Source organism: Dyadobacter sp. UC 10 (assembly GCF_008369915.1).
GTDB lineage: Bacteria > Bacteroidota > Bacteroidia > Cytophagales > Spirosomataceae > Dyadobacter.
Map to the genome: position 1 here is coordinate 1,098,054 of NZ_VSRN01000001.1, position 19,297 is coordinate 1,117,350.

15 protein-coding genes are annotated in these 19,297 nt (G+C 46.3%); 5 read left to right on the top strand and 10 right to left on the bottom strand.

The window, feature by feature from the left end; all coding sequences use genetic code 11:
- The first annotated feature begins 2 nt into the window (after nucleotides 1-2).
- Both ftsH and FXO21_RS04220 read left to right on the top strand, forming a co-directional pair.
- Nucleotides 3-2,066: an ATP-dependent zinc metalloprotease FtsH gene (gene ftsH, locus FXO21_RS04215; RefSeq protein WP_149638919.1), complete on the top strand. Its 2,064-nt coding sequence runs from the start codon at nucleotides 3-5 to the stop codon at nucleotides 2,064-2,066.
- 90 nt (nucleotides 2,067-2,156) lie between these two features.
- Nucleotides 2,157-3,104, top strand: coding sequence for an aldose 1-epimerase (locus FXO21_RS04220; RefSeq protein ID WP_149638920.1), 948 nt, complete (start codon nucleotides 2,157-2,159; stop codon nucleotides 3,102-3,104).
- Here the strand turns inward: FXO21_RS04220 and FXO21_RS04225 are convergent.
- The 6 genes from FXO21_RS04225 to FXO21_RS04250 are packed head-to-tail and all read right to left on the bottom strand — an operon-like array spanning nucleotide 3,085 to nucleotide 8,517.
- Nucleotides 3,085-4,224 carry a nucleotidyltransferase domain-containing protein gene (locus tag FXO21_RS04225; protein ID WP_149638921.1) on the bottom strand — a complete coding sequence of 380 codons (1,140 nt, stop codon included), beginning with the start codon at nucleotides 4,222-4,224 and terminating at the stop codon, nucleotides 3,085-3,087. The genes FXO21_RS04220 and FXO21_RS04225 overlap by 20 nt on opposite strands.
- Nucleotides 4,221-5,135 carry a phosphoenolpyruvate carboxykinase (ATP) gene (locus FXO21_RS04230; RefSeq protein ID WP_149638922.1) on the bottom strand — a complete coding sequence of 305 codons (915 nt, stop codon included), beginning with the start codon at nucleotides 5,133-5,135 and terminating at the stop codon, nucleotides 4,221-4,223. Before FXO21_RS04230 ends, FXO21_RS04225 begins: the two co-directional genes overlap by 4 nt.
- Nucleotides 5,136-5,152: 17 nt before the next feature.
- Nucleotides 5,153-5,593: a lasso peptide biosynthesis B2 protein gene (locus FXO21_RS04235; RefSeq protein WP_149638923.1), complete on the bottom strand. Its 441-nt coding sequence runs from the start codon at nucleotides 5,591-5,593 to the stop codon at nucleotides 5,153-5,155.
- Nucleotides 5,594-5,595: 2 nt separating this feature from the next.
- The gene (locus FXO21_RS04240) at nucleotides 5,596-5,862 is read right to left on the bottom strand and encodes a PqqD family protein (protein ID WP_149638924.1); all 267 of its coding nucleotides are present in this window, start codon (nucleotides 5,860-5,862) and stop codon (nucleotides 5,596-5,598) included.
- 53 nt (nucleotides 5,863-5,915) lie between these two features.
- The gene (gene amaB / locus FXO21_RS04245; protein WP_149638925.1) at nucleotides 5,916-7,454 is read right to left on the bottom strand and encodes an L-piperidine-6-carboxylate dehydrogenase; all 1,539 of its coding nucleotides are present in this window, start codon (nucleotides 7,452-7,454) and stop codon (nucleotides 5,916-5,918) included.
- 10 nt (nucleotides 7,455-7,464) lie between these two features.
- A complete protein-coding gene (locus tag FXO21_RS04250) occupies nucleotides 7,465-8,517 on the bottom strand; it encodes a saccharopine dehydrogenase family protein (RefSeq protein WP_149638926.1) in 1,053 nt (350 codons plus the stop codon).
- A gap of 112 nt (nucleotides 8,518-8,629) precedes the next feature.
- On the opposite strand from FXO21_RS04250, the gene FXO21_RS04255 reads away from it, so the two are divergent.
- Nucleotides 8,630-9,856 carry a BaiN/RdsA family NAD(P)/FAD-dependent oxidoreductase gene (locus FXO21_RS04255; protein ID WP_149638927.1) on the top strand — a complete coding sequence of 409 codons (1,227 nt, stop codon included), beginning with the start codon at nucleotides 8,630-8,632 and terminating at the stop codon, nucleotides 9,854-9,856.
- Here the strand turns inward: FXO21_RS04255 and uvrC are convergent.
- From uvrC to porW, 4 genes are read right to left on the bottom strand one after another with little or no spacing between them, the layout of a single operon-like run.
- The gene (gene uvrC, locus FXO21_RS04260; protein WP_149638928.1) at nucleotides 9,843-11,651 is read right to left on the bottom strand and encodes an excinuclease ABC subunit UvrC; all 1,809 of its coding nucleotides are present in this window, start codon (nucleotides 11,649-11,651) and stop codon (nucleotides 9,843-9,845) included. The genes FXO21_RS04255 and uvrC overlap by 14 nt on opposite strands.
- Before the next feature lie 16 nt (nucleotides 11,652-11,667).
- Nucleotides 11,668-12,816, bottom strand: a complete 1,149-nt coding sequence (locus tag FXO21_RS04265; protein ID WP_149638929.1) for a glycerate kinase — start codon at nucleotides 12,814-12,816, stop codon at nucleotides 11,668-11,670.
- Between the two features lie 20 nt (nucleotides 12,817-12,836).
- A complete protein-coding gene (locus tag FXO21_RS04270; RefSeq protein WP_149638930.1) occupies nucleotides 12,837-15,134 on the bottom strand; it encodes a transglycosylase domain-containing protein in 2,298 nt (765 codons plus the stop codon).
- Between the two features lie 49 nt (nucleotides 15,135-15,183).
- A complete protein-coding gene (gene porW / locus FXO21_RS04275; RefSeq protein WP_149638931.1) occupies nucleotides 15,184-17,382 on the bottom strand; it encodes a type IX secretion system periplasmic lipoprotein PorW/SprE in 2,199 nt (732 codons plus the stop codon).
- Between the two features lie 137 nt (nucleotides 17,383-17,519).
- Here porW and FXO21_RS04280 point away from each other — a divergent pair, with 137 nt between their 5' ends.
- Both FXO21_RS04280 and atpB read left to right on the top strand, forming a co-directional pair.
- The gene (locus tag FXO21_RS04280) at nucleotides 17,520-17,768 is read left to right on the top strand and encodes an AtpZ/AtpI family protein (RefSeq protein WP_225865562.1); all 249 of its coding nucleotides are present in this window, start codon (nucleotides 17,520-17,522) and stop codon (nucleotides 17,766-17,768) included.
- A 406-nt stretch (nucleotides 17,769-18,174) separates the two neighbouring features.
- A complete protein-coding gene (atpB, locus tag FXO21_RS04290) occupies nucleotides 18,175-19,269 on the top strand; it encodes a F0F1 ATP synthase subunit A (RefSeq protein WP_149638933.1) in 1,095 nt (364 codons plus the stop codon).
- Nucleotides 19,270-19,297: the final 28 nt, after the last annotated feature.

Below are 19,297 nucleotides of genomic sequence, written 5' to 3' on the forward strand. Positions count from 1 at the left end.
GAATGTCCGAAAACGATAACAAAAGAGGGCCTCTCAGTCCTAAAAGTCCTCAAAAGGGATATCAGGGCTGGATTATCGCCGCTCTTATCGCCACGATACTGGGGATAACATACCTGAACCGTACGTCAACAATTCGCGAGACCACACAGAAGCGTTTTGAAAAGATGATGGCGGATAAGGAAGTGGAGAGAGTGACCATCGTCAATGATAAGTCTGTCGAGGTTACATTGAAACCGGAAGCACTGAAACAGGATAAATATAAAGTTGTTGCCAAAGAAAATAATTACTTCGGAGGCGAAAGCGCCTCGCATTACCAGTTCCAGGTAACATCAGCCGAAACTTTTAAAAAGGATTTTGACAGAATTCAGGAGAAGGTGCCTGACGATGACAAAGTACCCCTAGTGGTAGATACACGCAATGACTGGACCAGTTTCCTTGGAACCTGGGGTTTTTTCATTGTGATGATACTAGTGATGTACTTTATTCTGGGCAGAATGTCCGGAGGCGTTGGGCCCGGTGGTCAGATCTTTAATATTGGCCGGTCTCGCGCTACGCTTTTCGATGCTGAGAACAAAGTGAAGATCACCTTTAACGATGTTGCAGGATTGGACGAGGCGAAAGAAGAGATCAAGGAAATCGTAGAATATCTGCAGAGCCCTGACAAATTCAAGAAGCTGGGCGCTAAAATTCCGAAAGGTGCATTGCTTGTAGGGCCTCCGGGAACCGGTAAAACTTTGCTTGCAAAAGCGGTTGCAGGCGAAGCTGGTGTTCCATTCTTCTCATTGTCCGGTTCTGACTTTGTTGAAATGTTTGTCGGGGTCGGTGCGGCACGTGTCCGTGATCTTTTCAAGCAAGCCAAAGAAAAAGCGCCTTGTATCATTTTTATTGACGAGATCGATGCAGTAGGTCGTTCACGTGGACGTGGCGCAATGCCAGGCTCCAATGACGAACGTGAGAATACATTGAACTCACTATTGGTTGAAATGGACGGTTTTGCCACTGACTCCGGTATTATTATCGTAGCTGCTACCAACCGACCTGACGTACTGGACCCTGCCCTGCTACGCCCAGGCCGTTTCGACAGACAGATCTCGGTTGACAAACCAGATGTAATCGGCCGCGAAGCTATTTTCAAAGTGCATTTGAAACCACTGAAACTGGCTACTGACGTCAATATTCAGAAATTATCTTCCCAAACTCCGGGGTTTGCCGGGGCTGAAATCGCCAACGTTTGCAACGAAGCCGCACTGATCGCAGCCCGCCGGAATCGCGAGGAAGTTACTATGCAGGATTTCCAGGATGCGATGGACCGTGTAATCGGTGGTTTGGAAAAGAAAAACAAGCTGATTTCACCGGAAGAAAAGCAGATAGTAGCTTATCATGAAGCTGGTCACGCAGTGGCAGGTTGGTTCCTTGAACATGCTGATCCGTTGGTGAAGGTATCGATTGTACCCCGTGGCGTTGCTGCGTTGGGTTATGCACAGTATTTGCCTCGCGAGCAGTATCTGTATCGTACCGAGCAGCTTTTTGACGAAATGTGTATGACACTCGGTGGTAGAGCTGCGGAAGATGTAGTTTTCGGTAAAATATCTACCGGTGCTTTAAGTGACCTAGAAAGAGTTACAAAAGTAGCTTACAGCATGGTAACCATGTACGGTATGAATGAAAGGATCGGGAATATCTCTTTTTACGATTCCAAACAGTCTGACTATGCATTTACCAAACCATATTCCGAATCAACTTCGCAGGCTATTGACGAAGAAGTAAGAACATTGGTGGACAAGGCATACCAGTTTGTGAAAGGTCTTTTAAATGAAAAGCGTGACGCTTTGGAAGTACTTGCGAAGGAGCTTCTTGAAAAAGAAATTCTTTTCCAGAGTGATCTTGAAAAACTGATCGGCAAGCGTCCTTACGAAAAGGAAACCAGCTATCAGGCTTATATCAACCGTCGTTCTAATGAAGAGGCTGCGATTCACGAGGAAGTTGTGAAGCAGACTTTGGAAAAAGACAAGGAAAAGAAGGAAGAGGAAATGGTAGAAGCTGAAAAAGATGCTTCAAATGAGTAGAATTTGAAATAAAAAACATAAAATAGTAGCCGGGCCGCAAACCCGGCTATTTTTTTGGACAGTCCTGGCAATACATAAAACTTTAAGATCATGCCTTTTGAAATTTTCAAGCAGCTATTTGGTGACCTCGAAGAATACGTTATTCAACAGAGTGAAACCGGTAACAGATGTGTTGTGGTACCTCAGCTCGGAGCCATCGTGAGACAGCTTTCGCTACGGAAAAATCTGACACTATTTTCTGTTTTGAAAACTCCCCCGACGCCGGAAAAACTAAAGGAAGATTCGAAAAGCGCCAGCGAGCTGCTATTTCCTTTCGCCAGCCGGATTCCACAGGGTAAGTATAAGTTTCTCGGAAAGCCTTACCAACTGGAAAAGAATGAAACCGGAAACCAAAATGCTATTCACGGACTGGTGAGAAAACGTCAGTTTCATTTAGAAGAACAAGCCGTACATATCGATCATGCATCCCTTACCTTCTCCTATCTGCTTGACTCACCCGACGGCTACCCATTTACAGTGAAGTTCCTGGTGAAATATTCGCTGCATGCGGACGGCAGGTTTGTGGTAGACTATGAAGCGCTAAATCAGGGAAATGACCCGTGCCCGGTCATGTTCGGATGGCACCCTTACTTTGTACTGGGTAACGAAGATGCAGATGCGTGGAAGATCAATATACCTTCCGATACTGTGGTGACCTTCGATGATAATCAGATTCCTACGGGTGTAGCAAACTTGCAAATTGGCAAACCTGCCCTTCTCAACAACAGAGAATTTGATAATTGCTTTGTCGTGAAGAGTGACGAACCTTCTGCCACTACGGAACTGATTTCTGACAATCAGCATATTACATTGAAAATCACCCAGGAAACGGGCGAGGGCAAATTCAATCATCTGGTTATTTACACTCCCCCTGCCAGAGATTGTGTTGCCATTGAGCCTCTGACGGCCAACGTAGACAGCTTTAACTCAGGAGACGGACTTAATATTTTAGCTCCCGGGAATAAGATCGAAGGCAAGATCACTTTGAAACTGGACTAGCTTTACCCCGATACCAGACCCACTTGTTCCAAAGGAGCCGCCAGTGGGTCATGTATTCGATATGCGCACCAAGTATAGCCGACTTCGTTTTCAGATTGTCGCGATACTGCAAATTATAGGACAGGATCCGTAACGACTTTGTTTTTACGGATGCCCGTTCATCTTCCCAATGCATTAAGATGTCCGACAAAAACGGCTCTGACGGATATTTTTTAGACTGCGAAGGATCTGCCCATTTTGTATAATCCTGTCCTGTAAATACAGATGCTACTCCAAGCGATTCCATCACTATATTATAAAAACCTTTACTCCTGGCGGTACTGGTAATATATCCCCAGTCCAGGGAATCGGCTGAGAGCCTCAGAAGCCTGATGAAGTCCGCCATGTATTTTAGTTTGTCCCATTGCTCCACTCCGGCGTGATGTACCAGCATCATCAGGAACTGGTTTTCCATTTTTGGAATCCGCATCGGCGTCCCCATGATCTCGTACTCGATCATCCCGTCGCACAGTTCTTCCCAGGTGAAATTGAAAAGATAGCGCGGATAACTGCAATTCCATTGAATTTCAAGAGATTGCAATGTATTTTCTTCAACGGGTGTCAGCGGAAGCTGGTAGTCTGTGTTGAGGTATGCATTAGATGTGTCCTTTTCATTCAACAGATAATGACGGTAACTATCCGGTTCGAAACCGTTTTTCGCAAATACTTCCAGGCTTCCTTTGATATCATCTTTTGCTACAAAAAAATCAATGTCCCCGAATTCCCGCAGGTGCGGCTTTTCATATAACATCCACGCCCACAATGCACCTTTCATTAAGAATGCAGAAATGCCATTGTCGGCCAGCTGATTATACAAATGCACTGATATACCAGAAAACGCCATATTCGTCACAGCCTGACCTACGCTGAATTCCTTCAAGTCTGCGACCACTGCGCTAGCCTGGTTACCCGTTCCCGGGTCGGGCAAATTCTCTAAAAGCAGGGGCCTGACTTGATTCCATTTGGCTTGCTTCCGCAATTTTTTCCAGCTCACCTTACCCTTTGATACCGGAAATGGCAACATACAGGCATCACCCAGCGATGCCTTGATCAGTATACTCATTTCGGGACTTAGCTTCATTGTTTGCTGATCGATAGTTCGAGACTTTCCTCAACCCATTTTTCCAGATTCTCAAAACCTTCGGGTCGCCTCATTTTTAACACTTCTGCGTGTTTGGCACATTGAATAGTCTGGATAAAATGCCGCTGCAAATATTCTGCAGAAAGCAATGCAACTGGTAACGGAAAGTGCTTTATCAATTCCGGTGGAATTTCACTGATTCCGGGACGTGAAAGCGCAGCCCTGTTTTTTGCTTTGTGTAGAAAAATAAGCCTGCCTAATGCAACCGGCTGGTCTTCAAAAGTTGCTTTGGGAAGATATGCATATTTATCAATCCCCTCACTGACCGGATGCAGGTCCTCCGCTTTATATCCAAGTCCTTCCACGGTTTTGTTCCAAATTTTGAGCTGGGGGTAGGCCGGAACAACATTCACCATGTTGTCCCCGCCAATTTGGATCGCTGTAAGGTCGTCACTCAACAGTCGGCAGCCTGCTTTGATAAACGCAGCCGCGGTGCTGGATTTTCCGGCCCCCGGTGAGCCCATGAAGCACCAGGCTTCAGAACCGACCAGCACAGAACTGGAATGCAGCAAAAACATACCTCTCTGAAACAGGATCAACCCCAGTGCCTCACTGACAGTAAAGAGGCTGGTAAGATTGGTATCATTTGTAAAAGCATCCACAATCAGCAAACTGCCACTCTGAGCTCGAAACGATGCGATACTGTCCCAGAAAAGAAACAAATTATCTTCACTCTGCCCGAAAGCAGCGCGGGTGTCACGGCGATAAATATGGGTCTTACTCAGCTTGGGAAGTTGTATTTTGCCCGCTTTAATATGCAGGTCAACCGAAGCATGCTGATCTCCGGTATTCAGCTCAGGAAGGACAATTTCGGATAGGATATTCAGCCCGAAGGCCTTATAATAATGCATGTATGTAATCAATTAGATCATTCCCAAACCCATAGACGCTTGTAAGAAATAGTGTTGGGCCAGTGACCAATGATGATAGTGCCATTCCGCTCGACCCAGGCGTGCGCTTCAAATGCCTTGTTCGGATTAATTTCAATGCCTATTTCTAGTGTCAGAGCAGCCAGCTTCCGCAGTAAGTACTTGGTTGCCAATGCCCTTGGAAGACATAACAGTTCAAAAGGAAGTAAATTCGCTGCGGTATCCACTGCCCAGACGGCCTGATCAATTTCAGCTTTAGACATTTCCTTATTTGCATTGCTTTGGGTGAGCCAGTGAAACACCTTTCGGAACATTGAAAAAGGCAATACCGCAAGCCCCACCCTGATCAGCAGCAGACTTACGGCCGCCGTCACAAAAGTCAGCTTGCCCGGGCCGGGCAACTTCCTCCAAGTACCGATAAACCTGCTAAGTTTTTGCACGTTTATTTGACTATTTCCACCAATTTTTCAGCAATAAGATCTTTCAGCAAAACATCCAGATCGGCCTTACAGGTTTCCCTATTCACATCGTACTCATTCTCAACCACATCACAAAGTGAATCCATTGACTGCGGGCCTTTTTCAAGCATATCCCAAATCAGTACACCTACTTCATCCAGGCCATAGTAGGCTCCTTTTCTGTGATTCAGGATAACGGTTTCACCCGCTACCTTGGAAGAGATCTGATCTGAGGTTAACTGATATTTCATTTAGAGAAGCTTAGACTTATATTATGCCGCTTCTACAAAGTTAAAAATTTTACTCAGTCAACCTCAAACTTTATTCCCTGGGCCAATGGCAATGTATTTCCAAAATTAATGGTATTGGTCTGTCGCCTCATATAAGCTTTCCAGGCGTCTGAACCAGATTCTCTTCCCCCGCCCGTTTCTTTTTCCCCGCCAAAAGCACCTCCGATCTCCGCTCCTGACGTACCGATGTTGACATTGGCAATGCCACAGTCTGAGCCGCCCTGTGACAGAAACTGCTCGGACTCCCTGATATTCAGCGTAAAAATCGCGGAAGAAAGCCCTTGTGGCACATCGTTCTGAATGTCTATTGCTTCATCCAGCGTAATGTATTTGATGAGATACAAAATAGGAGCAAAAGTCTCCTGTTGCACGATCTCAAAATGATTTGCAACTTCTGCAATGCATGGCACGACATAGCATCCGGACGAAAAGTCGTTCCCCCCCAGAAGCTGCGGTTCTACGAGAAATGCGCCACCGGCTTCTTTCACTTTTTGAACGGTTTTTTCATAAGCTTTAACAGCTTCAACATCAATAAGTGGTCCGACATGTATCTCGGGATCCAGCGGGTTACCTATTTTCAATTGTGAATACGCCTGAATCAACCGCTTTTTGACGTCTTCATAAATATCTTCGTGAACAATGATCCTGCGTGTGGAAGTGCAACGCTGGCCGGCAGTACCCACCGCGCCGAAAACAATCCCGGGAATTGCAATATTCAGGTCAGCGTGTTGCGTAACGATAATCGCATTGTTTCCGCCTAATTCAAGCAAACTTCGGCCAAGCCGCCTGGCCACAACTTCACCCACAGCCCTGCCCATGCGGGTGCTGCCTGTTGCCGAGATCAGGGCAATACGCGAATCGGCAGCCAGCCACTCCCCTGCTTCTCTCCCGCCAGTCACAACACAGGAAACTCCTTCCGGAACCTGGTTATTCCCGAGTACGGTTTTGATAATATGCTGGCAGGCCAGGGCAGTGAGCGGCGTTTTTTCCGAAGGCTTCCAGATACATACATCCCCGCAAACCCAGGAGAGCATCGCATTCCACGACCAGACAGCCACGGGAAAATTAAATGCAGAGATGATCCCAACGATACCCAGCGGATGCCATTGCTCGTACATCCGGTGTTGCGGACGTTCGCTGTGCATAGTCAAGCCGTATAACTGCCGGGACAAGCCGACTGCAAAATCGGCGATATCGATCATTTCCTGGACCTCCCCTAGCCCCTCTGCCAGGCTTTTCCCCATTTCATAACTTACCAATGTACCGAGCTCTTCCTTGTATTTGCGAAGCTCTTCACCTATTTGACGAACAACTTCGCCCCTTTTCGGAGCCGGGACCTGGCGCCAATGCCTGAATGCCTCACCAGCTTTTTTTACAACTATATCGTAGTCGCTGTACTCAGCCTGGCTTGCGCCTCCTATCTTTCGTCCGTCTACCGGAGAGTAGGACTCTATCACGTCACCGTCACCAACCCAGCTTTTCTGGCCGGTACTGAGTCCGTTATTAAGGTCCTGGATTCCCAGCTTACTTAAAACAATCTTTATATCCGTCATGCTAACAGAATTAGTTAAAGAACTGACCGTTCTGGGTTCCAAGAAAATCTGTCAACACGATATCTTCCTGCCGGATAAAGCCTTTCTGAGGTAACTTGGCGTCGGCGACCATTTCCACTACGGAAGCGATAGAGGCAGCAGTTGTCCACGAAATAGCCCGCCAGTGCACGCCATCGATTTCAATAGGATGATAGGCTTTATAAAATTCCTCACGTTCCAATCTGTTTTCCTTCCAGCCTTCAACGACGGCATACACATAAACAACATCCTGCTGAACAGGTGGTTTCGCCTCAGTTAGTATCTGCTCGATGAGTTCGCGCTTGTCCTTCAAACATAGTTCGTATAGCATAAACCGCATCAGGCTGCAATGTCCCGGATACCGGATCGTCTTGTAATTAAGTGTATCCAGCCTACCTTCTAGCGTCTCGCACATTGTACCCAATCCGCCCGAGGTGATAAAAGCCTCGAATTCCTGACCTTCAATATTGATCATTTCAATTCCTTCGAGCGACGGTACCATTTTACGGACACCATTATGAATGACCTCGGCATCGTTAATGTATTCATTCACGACCCCCGCAGGTGACCAGGTGAATGAATAGCCCATTAACCCGTTCGGATATCGCGGCAGGGCGCCCACCCGGAGTTCGATATCCCTTAGTTTCGTAAATCTCTTGGCAAGATCCATTCCGACTATCCCGATAAACCCCGGCGCGAGTCCGCATTGAGGCGCAAATACATGAGTACTGTCCCGGGCAAGATCACGGATCTGAGCGGTCGTCGCTACATCTTCTGTCAGGTCAAAATAATGTACTCCGTGTTCGTAGGCTTTCCTGGCAATAGGCAGATTAAGGTTATATGGCATACAGGAAACCACAGCATCTTGTCCTGCCAGCATTTGATCCAGTACAAAAGGATCATTGACATCGCCCGAAGCGACAGAAAAAGGCAGCTTGTAAGACGGCGCCGCCTTGTCCATACCCGTTACTGTAAATCGCTTGCTCAACAGCGTTCCAACGAGCGAGCCTACCTTTCCTAAACCGATCACGAGGATTTTTTGCATGTATAGTTTTTGCAGGTTTTAGTTAAATTTTTTCAAGAGGATGGAAAGATATGAAAAGAAATAACAGATTTTAAAACTTACATTTCATTTTTGCATGATCAAACAAGTACCTATGCACATCTCAATTATCGGAGGCGGCGCTTCCGGGTTTATGGCTGCCATCACAGCTGCCGAGACATTTCCGGCAGCCAAAATCGTCATTCTTGAAAAAAACAGGACGGTTTTGAATAAGGTACGCATTTCAGGTGGCGGCCGCTGTAATGTGACGCATAGTCCTTCCGAACTGCGGTTTTTTATTAAAAACTATCCGCGGGGCGAAAAGCTGCTCCGGAAACTGTTGACAAAATTTGATGCAAATGCAACGGTAGCCTGGTTTGAAAAGCGTGGAGTGAAGTTAAAAACAGAGGCCGACGGCAGAATGTTTCCCATTTCAGATTCATCGCACAGTGTCATTGAATGTCTCCTCAGAACTGCGAAACTTTTGAATATCGAGATCCGGACCAGTACATCGGTGGAATCATTTGTTCCGATGGAAAACGGAGGATTTACATTGCAACTGGGTGAAAATGAAAGTTTGCTGACAGACCGGCTCCTGATTGCGACGGGTGGATACCCACGGTTGGGCAGCTTCGACTGGCTTGAAGAACATCGGCACGAGATTGTGTCGCCGGTACCTTCCCTTTTTACATTTAATACCCCGGAAAACTACCTGCTGCCACTGGCAGGGGTTTCGGTTCAGGATACTGTGGTAAAAATAATGGGCACCAAACATGAATGGAGAGGCCCTTTATTGATCACGCATTGGGGATTAAGCGGACCTGCGGTTTTGAAACTTTCGGCCTGGGGTGCGCGCGAGCTGGCCGCGAATGATTATCAATTCATATGTAAGGTTAACTGGACTCCCGAGTTGAATGAACAGCAGCTGAGGGAATTTCTGACCGGCGAGCGCATCAAAACGCCTAAACAGCAGATCGCCTCCAACGCCAGGTTTGGGTTGCCGCTCCGACTCTGGAAAGCGTTCACAGAAACAGTTGAAATTCCGGAAAACCTGAAATGGGTTGATGCCAGTAACAAATCATTGAACAGACTGGCTGAGGTGCTGACAAACAGCCAGTTTACCGTAAGCGGAAAAACTACATTTAAAGAAGAATTTGTAACCTGCGGCGGTATTGCCTTGCCTGACATTGATCCGGAAACGCTTCAAAGCCGGTCTGTACCCGGCTTGTATTTCGCGGGAGAAGTGATGGATATCGACGGTATTACGGGTGGATTTAATTTCCAGAATGCATGGACTACCGGTTATATTGCCGGTAAAAATTTAGGCGCTACTCAGCCATAGCATCGAAATAGGCCCGTACTTTTTTCGCACGGTCGAGCCCTACCAGCTCTGTAAGCGTTTCCAGCGAGCTTTCGCGAATGCCGCTAACCGATCCGAAATGTTTCAGCAATTTGGCAGCAGTCACTTTTCCAACTCCAACCACTCCTTCCAGCTCGCTCACCAGACTTCCTTTGCTCCGCTTATCGCGGTGAAATGTGATCGCAAAACGGTGCGCCTCGTCCCTGATCTGCTGGATTAATTTCAGTGATTCTGATTTCTTATCAATATATAACGGGAGCGAATCTTCGGGAAAATAGATTTCTTCCAACCTTTTCGCAATACCGATAATAGGGATTTGGCCATAAATACCCAGGCTTTTCAATGCGTCGCACGCCGCACCGAGCTGTCCTTTGCCTCCGTCAATCACGATCAGATCGGGCAGCGGCTGCTCCTCGGCGATTAGCCGGAGATATCGCCTGCTCACTACCTCATTCATGGAAGCGAAGTCGTTCGGGCCTATTACAGTTTTAATATTAAAATGCCGGTAATCCTTCTTCGACGGCTTCCCTTCTTTAAAACAAACCATCGCGGCGACTGGATTTGTACCCTGTATGTTGGAGTTATCAAAGCATTCAATATGCCTCGGTAATGCTTTAAGCTGCAAATCCGACTTTAACCTGATCAGTATCCTGTCCTTTTTCGAAGATGTAGCCGAAGCTTCCACTTCTCTGCGTTCGGCCTTTTCCCTTCTGAAATACATCACATTTTTCATGGACATATCCAGCAATTTCTTCTTGTCGCCAATTTGCGGCACCGTTACTTCCAGCCTCATTTCAAGATCGGGCTTGATATTGGAGATCAGCTCCTTCGCTTCCGATCCGTAGGTAGCGCGCATTTCGACGATCATCATTGCAAGTATTTCGTGGTCACTCTCGTCGAGCTTTTTTTTCACTTCAATGGTCTGCGCCGCGACCATATACCCCTGTTTTATTTTCATAAAACTGAGATATGCCGCTTCCTCGTCGGAAACGATCGTCAACACATCTACATTACCGATCCTGGGGTTAATGACCGTTGCTTTACTTTGAAAATTGGAAAGATGTTCAATTTTCGTCTTCCAGGCGTGGGCTTTTTCAAATGCCATTTGCTCGGCCGCAGCCAGCATTTTCTCTTTGAAATATTGCTGTGGAGAAGACAAGTTTCCTTTCAGGATATTGTGCACCTGTTCGATCTCCGCATTGTATTCCGGCTCTGTCTGCAATCCCTCACAAGGGCCTTTGCAGTTACCAATATGGTATTCAAGACAAACCTTGAATTTCCTGGCCTCAATATTCTGCCTGGTAAGTGCAAGCTGGCAGGAACGGATCTGGTAAAGTGATTTGAACATATCCAGCAGGGTATGCATAGACCGCAGATTTGCAAACGGACCGTAAAAAGTGCCTTTGGTACGATCCATGTTGCGTGTTGGAAAAACCCTTGGGAAAGGCTCATCCGTGATGCAAATGAAAGGATATGTTTTATCGTCTTTGAGTAAAATATTGAATTTAGGCTGCAACTGTTTGATCAGCTGGTTTTCCAGTAAAAGCGCGTCCCATTCACTGAGCACAATAGTATATTCAATCCGCCTGATCTGGGTGACCAGCCTTCTTGTCTTCCTGTCGTGTTGATTATTTTTGAGAAAATAACTCGAAACGCGGTTCCGGAGACTTTTGGCTTTTCCTACATAAATCACTTCTCCCGTTTCATCAAAATAACGGTACACTCCGGGATCCATTGGAATTTTGGAAAGCTCCTCCTTATAATTGAATTCAGACATTTAATGTTAAGTATGCTCAGGAGATATCGGGCCTGGACTTTTGAAAAAACAAGCGTACCAGTTGAAAAGTTGCGTCACGAACTAACCCAAAAGCTTCATGCTGGGCCGTTTCCAGATCCATGGGGCGGTTCAAAACCGAAACCGCATAAGTAATACCGGCATCGCGACTTTGCCCGGGAGATATTGCCAATGTTCCGCAAACAGCAGCGAGGGGAACATCATATTTTCGACAATAGTCGGCAAGCCCCTTTACGACCTTTCCGCTCAATGTCTGTTCGTCAATCTTTCCCTCTCCGGTTATCACAAGGTCGGCATTTTTCACCAGCTCAATGACATTACCCTGCCCGATCACAATGCTGATACCATCTTTTAATGTTGCATTCAAAAACCACATACAACCTGCACCAAGCCCGCCTGCTGCGCCGGCCCCGGGAACGTCGCTATGATCTTTCCCGAAAGTTATTGCAGCCACTTTTGCGAGGTTCTGCAACCCCTGGTCCAGCTTTTCTACGGTTTCAGGATCCGCCCCTTTTTGCGGGCCGTAGATGTATGCAGCGCCATTTTGTCCAAATAAAGGATTCGAAACATCACAAGCCACATCGATAGAAAAATTGTACACTCTCGGATCAACGTGAGATGTATCAATTCTGTTGATCAAATTTAGAGATTGCCCGTCGTGAGGTAGTTGCTTATCTTTTTGATCAAAAAACCGGTATCCTAATGCCGCCGCTAATCCTATTCCTCCATCGGTCGTAGCACTTCCGCCTATTCCCAGGATGATCTTTTCTACGCCTTTATCCAGCGCATCGCTGATCAGTTCGCCGGTTCCAAAAGTTGTGGTAAGTGCAGGATTGCGCTCGGATTGTGCCAGCAATTTCAAACCCGAAGCCGCTGCCATTTCGATAAATGCTACTTTCTTGTCCGGAGACAAGCCGTAGCTGGCTTCAATTTTCCGGCCCAGCGGATCTGATACCCGCGCAGTAACCTGCGTACCGCCCGATTGTCTTGTCAAAATCTGCGCGGTACCTTCTCCACCGTCCGCGAGTGGAAAAGTCGTAACATTTGCTTCCGGGAAAGCCAGCAAAATACCTTCCCTGATCGCATTACAGACTTCTTCTGCTTCGAGCGAACCGCGGAATTTGTCGGGTGCAACGAATATATTCACACAAAGGCAGATTGAAAATGCTAGAACAGCACCCCCTCGTCATCGGAGCGGGAAGGTGGAATATAAGTGTCAGTACTGTCGGTAGTCACATTACCGCACTCCCTCACATAGTTTTCGGGTTTATTAAAAGGCCCTTTGCGGTATTGCACCAGCGTTTGGTCCGCATAAACCTTCTGCATGAACATTCCCCAGGCTGGCATCGCAACCCGACCACCTTGTCCAAGCGCAATGGTACGGAAGTGAATAGCCCTGTCTTCGCCACCTACCCAGATACCTGAAACGAGATTCTGAGTAATGCCCATAAACCATCCATCTGAATAATTGGATGTCGTACCTGTTTTAGCGGCTATCTCATTACCATCGGTAACGCCCCATTGTCTGAGCCTGCCCGCCGTACCGCCCGGATCTTCCACAGCTCCCCGCATCAGGTATAGCATATTATACGCCATGTTCGCACTGATCTCCTGATTTTGCTTTTGAAAAAACTCCTGCAACACATTCCCGTAGCGATCTTCAATACGGAGGATCGTCATCGGTTCTGTACGGTGGCCGCCATTTGCAAATGCACAATAAGCTCCGACCATTTCATAAACCGATACATCGCTGATACCCAAACAAAGCGACGGTACAGATTGCAGCTTACTGGTAATACCAAGCTTGTGGGCATATTCGACCACGGTCTTGGGGCGAACCATTTTCATCAGGTAAGCACTCACCGTGTTGACGGACTTACCCAATGCCTGCCGTAGGGATAATGACTGATAAGAATATTTATTATTCGAGTTGCTTGGTGACCATCCCCCAGGAACTCCATCCGACGGACCGAAGTAAACCGGCTGATCGGTTACATGATCGCATGGGGTCAGGAAACTTTTGTCCAGTGCAGAAACATACACAAATGGCTTGAAAGTAGAGCCAGGCTGGCGGGAGCCTTGTTTTACGTGATCGTATTTGAAATATTTGAAATTAATACCGCCAACCCACGCCTTCACATGTCCGTTTCTCGGATCCATTGACATCATCCCGGCACGTAAGAAACGCTTATAATAAGCAATCGAATCGATCGGGCTCATCATCATTTCTTTTTCGCCCTCCCAGGTAAAGACCTTCATTTTGTAAGGCTTCCGCATTATTTTCCAGGCTTCTTCTTCGCCAAGATCCCTTTTCAATGAGATAAAATGAGGTGATCTTTTCGCAGCAGTAGTCAGGAATCCGGGTATTTCTTTTCCATTGTCGAAAGTCCATGGATTACGGCCTTTCCAGTGCGCGTCAAAAAGCCTTTGCTGCTCCTTCATATGCTCTTTCAAGGCATCTTCCTGGTAACGCTGCATGCGCGAATCAATGGTGGTATAAATACGCAATCCGCTGGTATACAGGTCGTAATCTTTGTCATGCTCTTCGTTGTAGATCTTAACCCAGCTTTTCAGATAATTCCGCATTGACTCGCGGAAATAGGGGGCAAGACCTGTATTATGGCTATCGACCGTAAAATTCATTCCTAAGGGCTTTTCCTTATACACCAGAAAATCCTCCTCGGGAATGTAGTCGTATTTCATCATTTGTGCCAATACCGTGTTCCGTCGGTTGGTTGCATTGTTAGGAAAGCGCAATGGGTTAAATAAGGTAGGATTCTGTAACATGCCGACCAGCAATGCCGACTCCGTTACATTCAGGTCCCAGGCTTCTTTATCAAAATACGTTTTGGCCGCAACCTTAATACCGTAGGTGTTATTACCGAAGGATACCGTGTTCAGGTACATTTGCATAATCTCCTGCTTGGTGTATTTCCTTTCAAGAATTACCGCCAGCACCCATTCCTTGGTCTTGGCGATCACGATCCTTACAACCGGAATTTTACCCAAAAGACCTTCATATTCTTCGGAACGGGTGTTAAAAAGGTTTTTTGCCACCTGTTGCGTGAGGGTACTTCCTCCTCCTGAACTCGAATTTCCTGAGACCACACCTTTGAATACACGCAGTAAACTTCTTGCGTCAATTCCTGAGTGGTTTACGAAACGAGCGTCCTCAGTAGCGACCAGTGCGTCGATCAGATTAGGAGATATCTGGGAGATATCGATCTGCGTGCGGTTTTCAAAAAAGTACTTTCCCAAAGATTTGCCATCCTCACTGATCAGCTCGGAAGCAAGTTCGCTTTTCGGGTTTTCAAGTATTTTCAAGTCCGGCATTCCGCCGAACAACCAGAAAAAATTAAAGCTTACGGCAACGATATATAAAATAACCAGACTGAGTCCAAGTGCCACATACTTCCATAAGCGTATAATGGTACGTCGATACTTTCCGGGTTGCAATTCAATCATCAGATGTGGGATTTTGTATTAAGAACTAACAAAGATATGATTTCAGGAACTATCTTTTTCCCACAGACAGGGAATTGAACTCCTGCATTTCTTTTAGGCGTGGGAGGTATTCACTCGCTGGGTATAATCTCATAAATTCGGTAATTGCCTGGCCATAAGCTTCTTTACCGCGCACCTTCCCAATTAAAAATACGCGGAGCAGCGCAAACTTATCTTCCATTGCCCCGCCCTTATAAGCGGGAAGGTTCCGCTCGATATCTTCCAGTGCCTTTTCATATTCTCCTTTTGAATATAGCTGGTACATCGCCTCATACTCCTTGATCGGATTTCCCGAATTACCGGCGACGTCGGTAGATTTGCTTACCAGCCGCGCATATGTCGAGTTAGGATATTCCGTTAAAAGTTTTGATTTCCAGGCAGCTTTATTCTGATTGTCTTCCTCATAACTCAGATACAAAAGGTAATATATCTCGTCTTTGTACTGTGTTTTGGGGTATTCTGCCAGCATGCGGTCAAAAGTCGCGATCGCGCGCTGCGGTTCTTTTAAGTCAAACCGGTAAATTTTACCTAAACCATACAATGCAGTCTCCTTCTTTTGCTGAGATTCTGCGAACTGTGCGTCGGTTAACGGTATATTCTTTTTAAGCAAATCGTGCGCTTGCTGCCATTCAGCGGTTCCCTTCTTCAATCCCTGGTCAGCCGGTGAGACTCCCGCTACCGTACTATCTGTACCTGCGGCGGCGGGATTGTTGGAAGCTGCCTGTAAAGGCCTGCTGCTCCTGCGCCAATCATCTTCAAGGGGCCGGTTTCCCCAGGTTTTTCTGAAATCGAGTTTGCCCTGATTGATCAATGCCGGATCATATAACTCCCACCTGCGCTCATTTCCATTTGCAAGTGGGTTCCCCGGATTCTGATTGTTAGCATTTTGAGCGGCTATCATTGCCTTTCGCTTATTTTCTTCCTCTTCGGCCCTCCGTTTTTCCTGCTCTTCCAGTATCGCATCGATTTTGTTGTCCAAAGCTGCCGGATTCATCCGGGCAAGCTTCTGCAAGCTATCTTCGGTAGTAACTATTGTATATTCAGTTACAAAACTATCCAGAGCTCTTTTTCTTTCCGCTACCAGGCGGTACTCGGGTGCTTCTTTCGGAAGTATGGCCAGCGCACTGTCATAATATGCCTTGGAAACCTCAAAATTTTCCAGCGACTCATAATTAATCCTTGCCAGTTGCAGATAGGTGTAAGCCTTCTGCTGCATGTTCCCTTTCGACGCCACCGCAGCTTTTTCCAAAAATTCTACCGCCTCTGGGATTTGCTTTCTGTGCTCTGCAAGCAAACCCATTGTAAAATAAATCCTGTCGCGCAGGTCGTCGTTTTTTCTGTCGCGCAGCATTTTTTCAAAACCTACTTCACTCAGGTCTTTCTTCGGATTCAGTACTACTTCATTTTGCAACGAGTTCATAGAAGAATAAAAGCCCAGATCATAGGAAGGCCTGTTTTTTGCGACGCTCCGGTAATGTTTGTTCGCTAATGCATATTGCCCCAACCTGTCATACATCTGCGCCGCAGCGAAATGTATCCGCGCAGTTTCGATGGATTTCTTTAAAAGAGGGAAGGTTTCTTCCAAAATAGCAACCGAAGTAAGGTACTCGCCATTTTGTTGGTGTAAATATGCTTTTGTAAGATAAAAATCCCGGACTGAGGATTTATCAAGCGGCTGCTGGCTCAGATGTTCTGCTACTCCCAGCGCATTGGAATAGTCCTTTTGTGTGATATAGGCCCGCATGAGAAGGATCAATGCGTCATTCTTATCATTTTCGTCGCGACCATTGGCATATACGTAGCGAAGTGCTTCCAGACCATCGGCCCACTGGCCCAAATACAGCCTGGATTTCCCCAGAACAATATAACTATTGTCCAGCCATTTGCTGTTCTGATGCTTTTCAGCGACTATTGAAGCTTTTTTGATCGCGTCGTCGAGCTGCGGTTTGACAGTTTGTGCCAGGATAGAATCCATTGGCAATAGGATAGGAAGCAGCTGATTGTAGTCTTCCTTATACGCTTTCTTCATCGCGAATTCAGCTTCCAGCATATCCTGCTCTGCCATGAAATAGGCATTATATCTGGCTGAGATATTATGGAAATTCACGGCTCCCGGCCTCGTGCTAAACTGCGAACATGCTGTCAGCAAAATGGAAAGCGCAAGGTACGGTGTGATTTTTCGGATATGAGAGGCAAAACGGTCGATCACAAAGATGCTGTTAGGGATGGTCCTTTTCTTCTGGTTATTGGCATTAGTTAAAACGGCATTTTAAATAAAACCGTATCGAAGATACTGGCATTTGTGAAATTTGGAGCAATTTTACCTTAATATTATCAACCTTCATCATGGAGACCGGAAGCACAGGGAACGGAAAGGAAAACGGGAAGCCGCTGATGAAAAATCAGTCCTCCAAATTCCTGAAATATTCGGGGCTGGCCACGCAGATGCTCGGCACGATCCTGATCTTCACTTACGGAGGCTATCGGCTGGATCGCTACCAGCAGAATGAAGTGCCTGTATGGACGCTGGCGTTGTCGCTTGCTTCCATCGCGGGCTCACTATATATGCTGATCCGAAGTTTCTCCAAATCATAAAATTGCCTATCCAACTTTTCAAATGCTACGCACCATTTTAGCGACTGTTGTTCTCGGAATTGTATTTTTCCTTGTTCAGCATTACCACCTCGGGTCGTTCCTCCATCCACACATCTGGTACATTCTGATCTTCTTCGCGGGACTGTCTTTTTTAGGGCATCGACTGATGGAAATGGGATTAAGAAACGAGAGGGAGAAATTTGTTGCTTTTTACATGTCTACAATCGTAGCCAGGTTCATTCTGAGCCTGATTTTCATCGCCGTATTTTTATATCAGGGGCTAAGTGATTCATTCCTATTTGTTATCAATTTTTTTGCACTCTATTTATTTTATACATGCTTTGAAATATATGGTTTGTATAGTAACTTGCGCCGCGATTGACAAAGCATAGTATTTCAAGCCTTTATGTATATCCACATCAGACGTTTTTTTACAATTGCCCTGGTAGCTGCTACCTGTCTTTTCAACGCTCCCGCGAAGGCCGCCGAACCTACCCAGCACGAGGGTGAAAAGGTGACTGAGCGCATCAATGAAAAGGAGCATGAAATTGAACATAAGCTTGAAGAGCACGAAGAAGAGTTCAAGATCGGCGAGATGATCATGCACCACATTGCCGACTCGCATGAATGGGAATTTACCCACGGCGTAGTGCTTCCGCTTCCTGTTATCCTCTATTCAGAAGATCGCGGTATTGACGTTTTCTCTTCTTCTAATTTCCACAACGACCATCACGAATACAACGGATATCACCTGGTTCACGGTGATTCGGAGCAGGTTGTTCCCGTTGACAAGTCCCGCAAGATCTACGATTTCTCTATTACGAAGAATGTAGCGTCCATGCTGATCAGCGCGGTGATATTGATCCTCGTTTTTACCAGCATTGCAGGTTTTTATAAAAACAATAAGAATAAGGCGCCGAAAGGTTTTCAATCGGCTATGGAGGTAGTTATTCTCTTTATCCGGGACGAAGTTGTAAAGCCGAGCATTGGTCCGAAGTACGAGAAATACCTGCCTTACCTGCTGACATTGTTCTTCTTTATATTGGTCAACAATATCATGGGCTTGCTTCCAGGTTCAGCCAACCTGACAGGAAATATTGCGGTAACCATGACATTGGCGGTTCTGACATTCATTATCGTTCATTTGAATGCAAACGGCAACTACTATAAACACCTTGTAAAACCGACCGGCGTACCAGCTCCGCTGCTGCTTATTATGATCCCGGTTGAAATAGTTGGTGTATTCATGAAACCTTTCTCTCTGATGGTGCGGCTTTTCGCCAACATCACAGCGGGCCACATTATTCTTCTAAGCCTTTTCGGTCTGATCTTTATTTTCCAAAGCTTCGTGATCGCGCCTGTCATTTCGCTTTTTGCCCTGTTCCTCAATTTTATTGAGATCATGGTTGCATTTATCCAGGCATTTATTTTTACCCTGTTATCGTCCATGTACATCGGCAGCGCTATTGAAGAACATAGCGACGCAGACCACGGACATTGATTCTGAATCTCTTTTTATCAATTATATT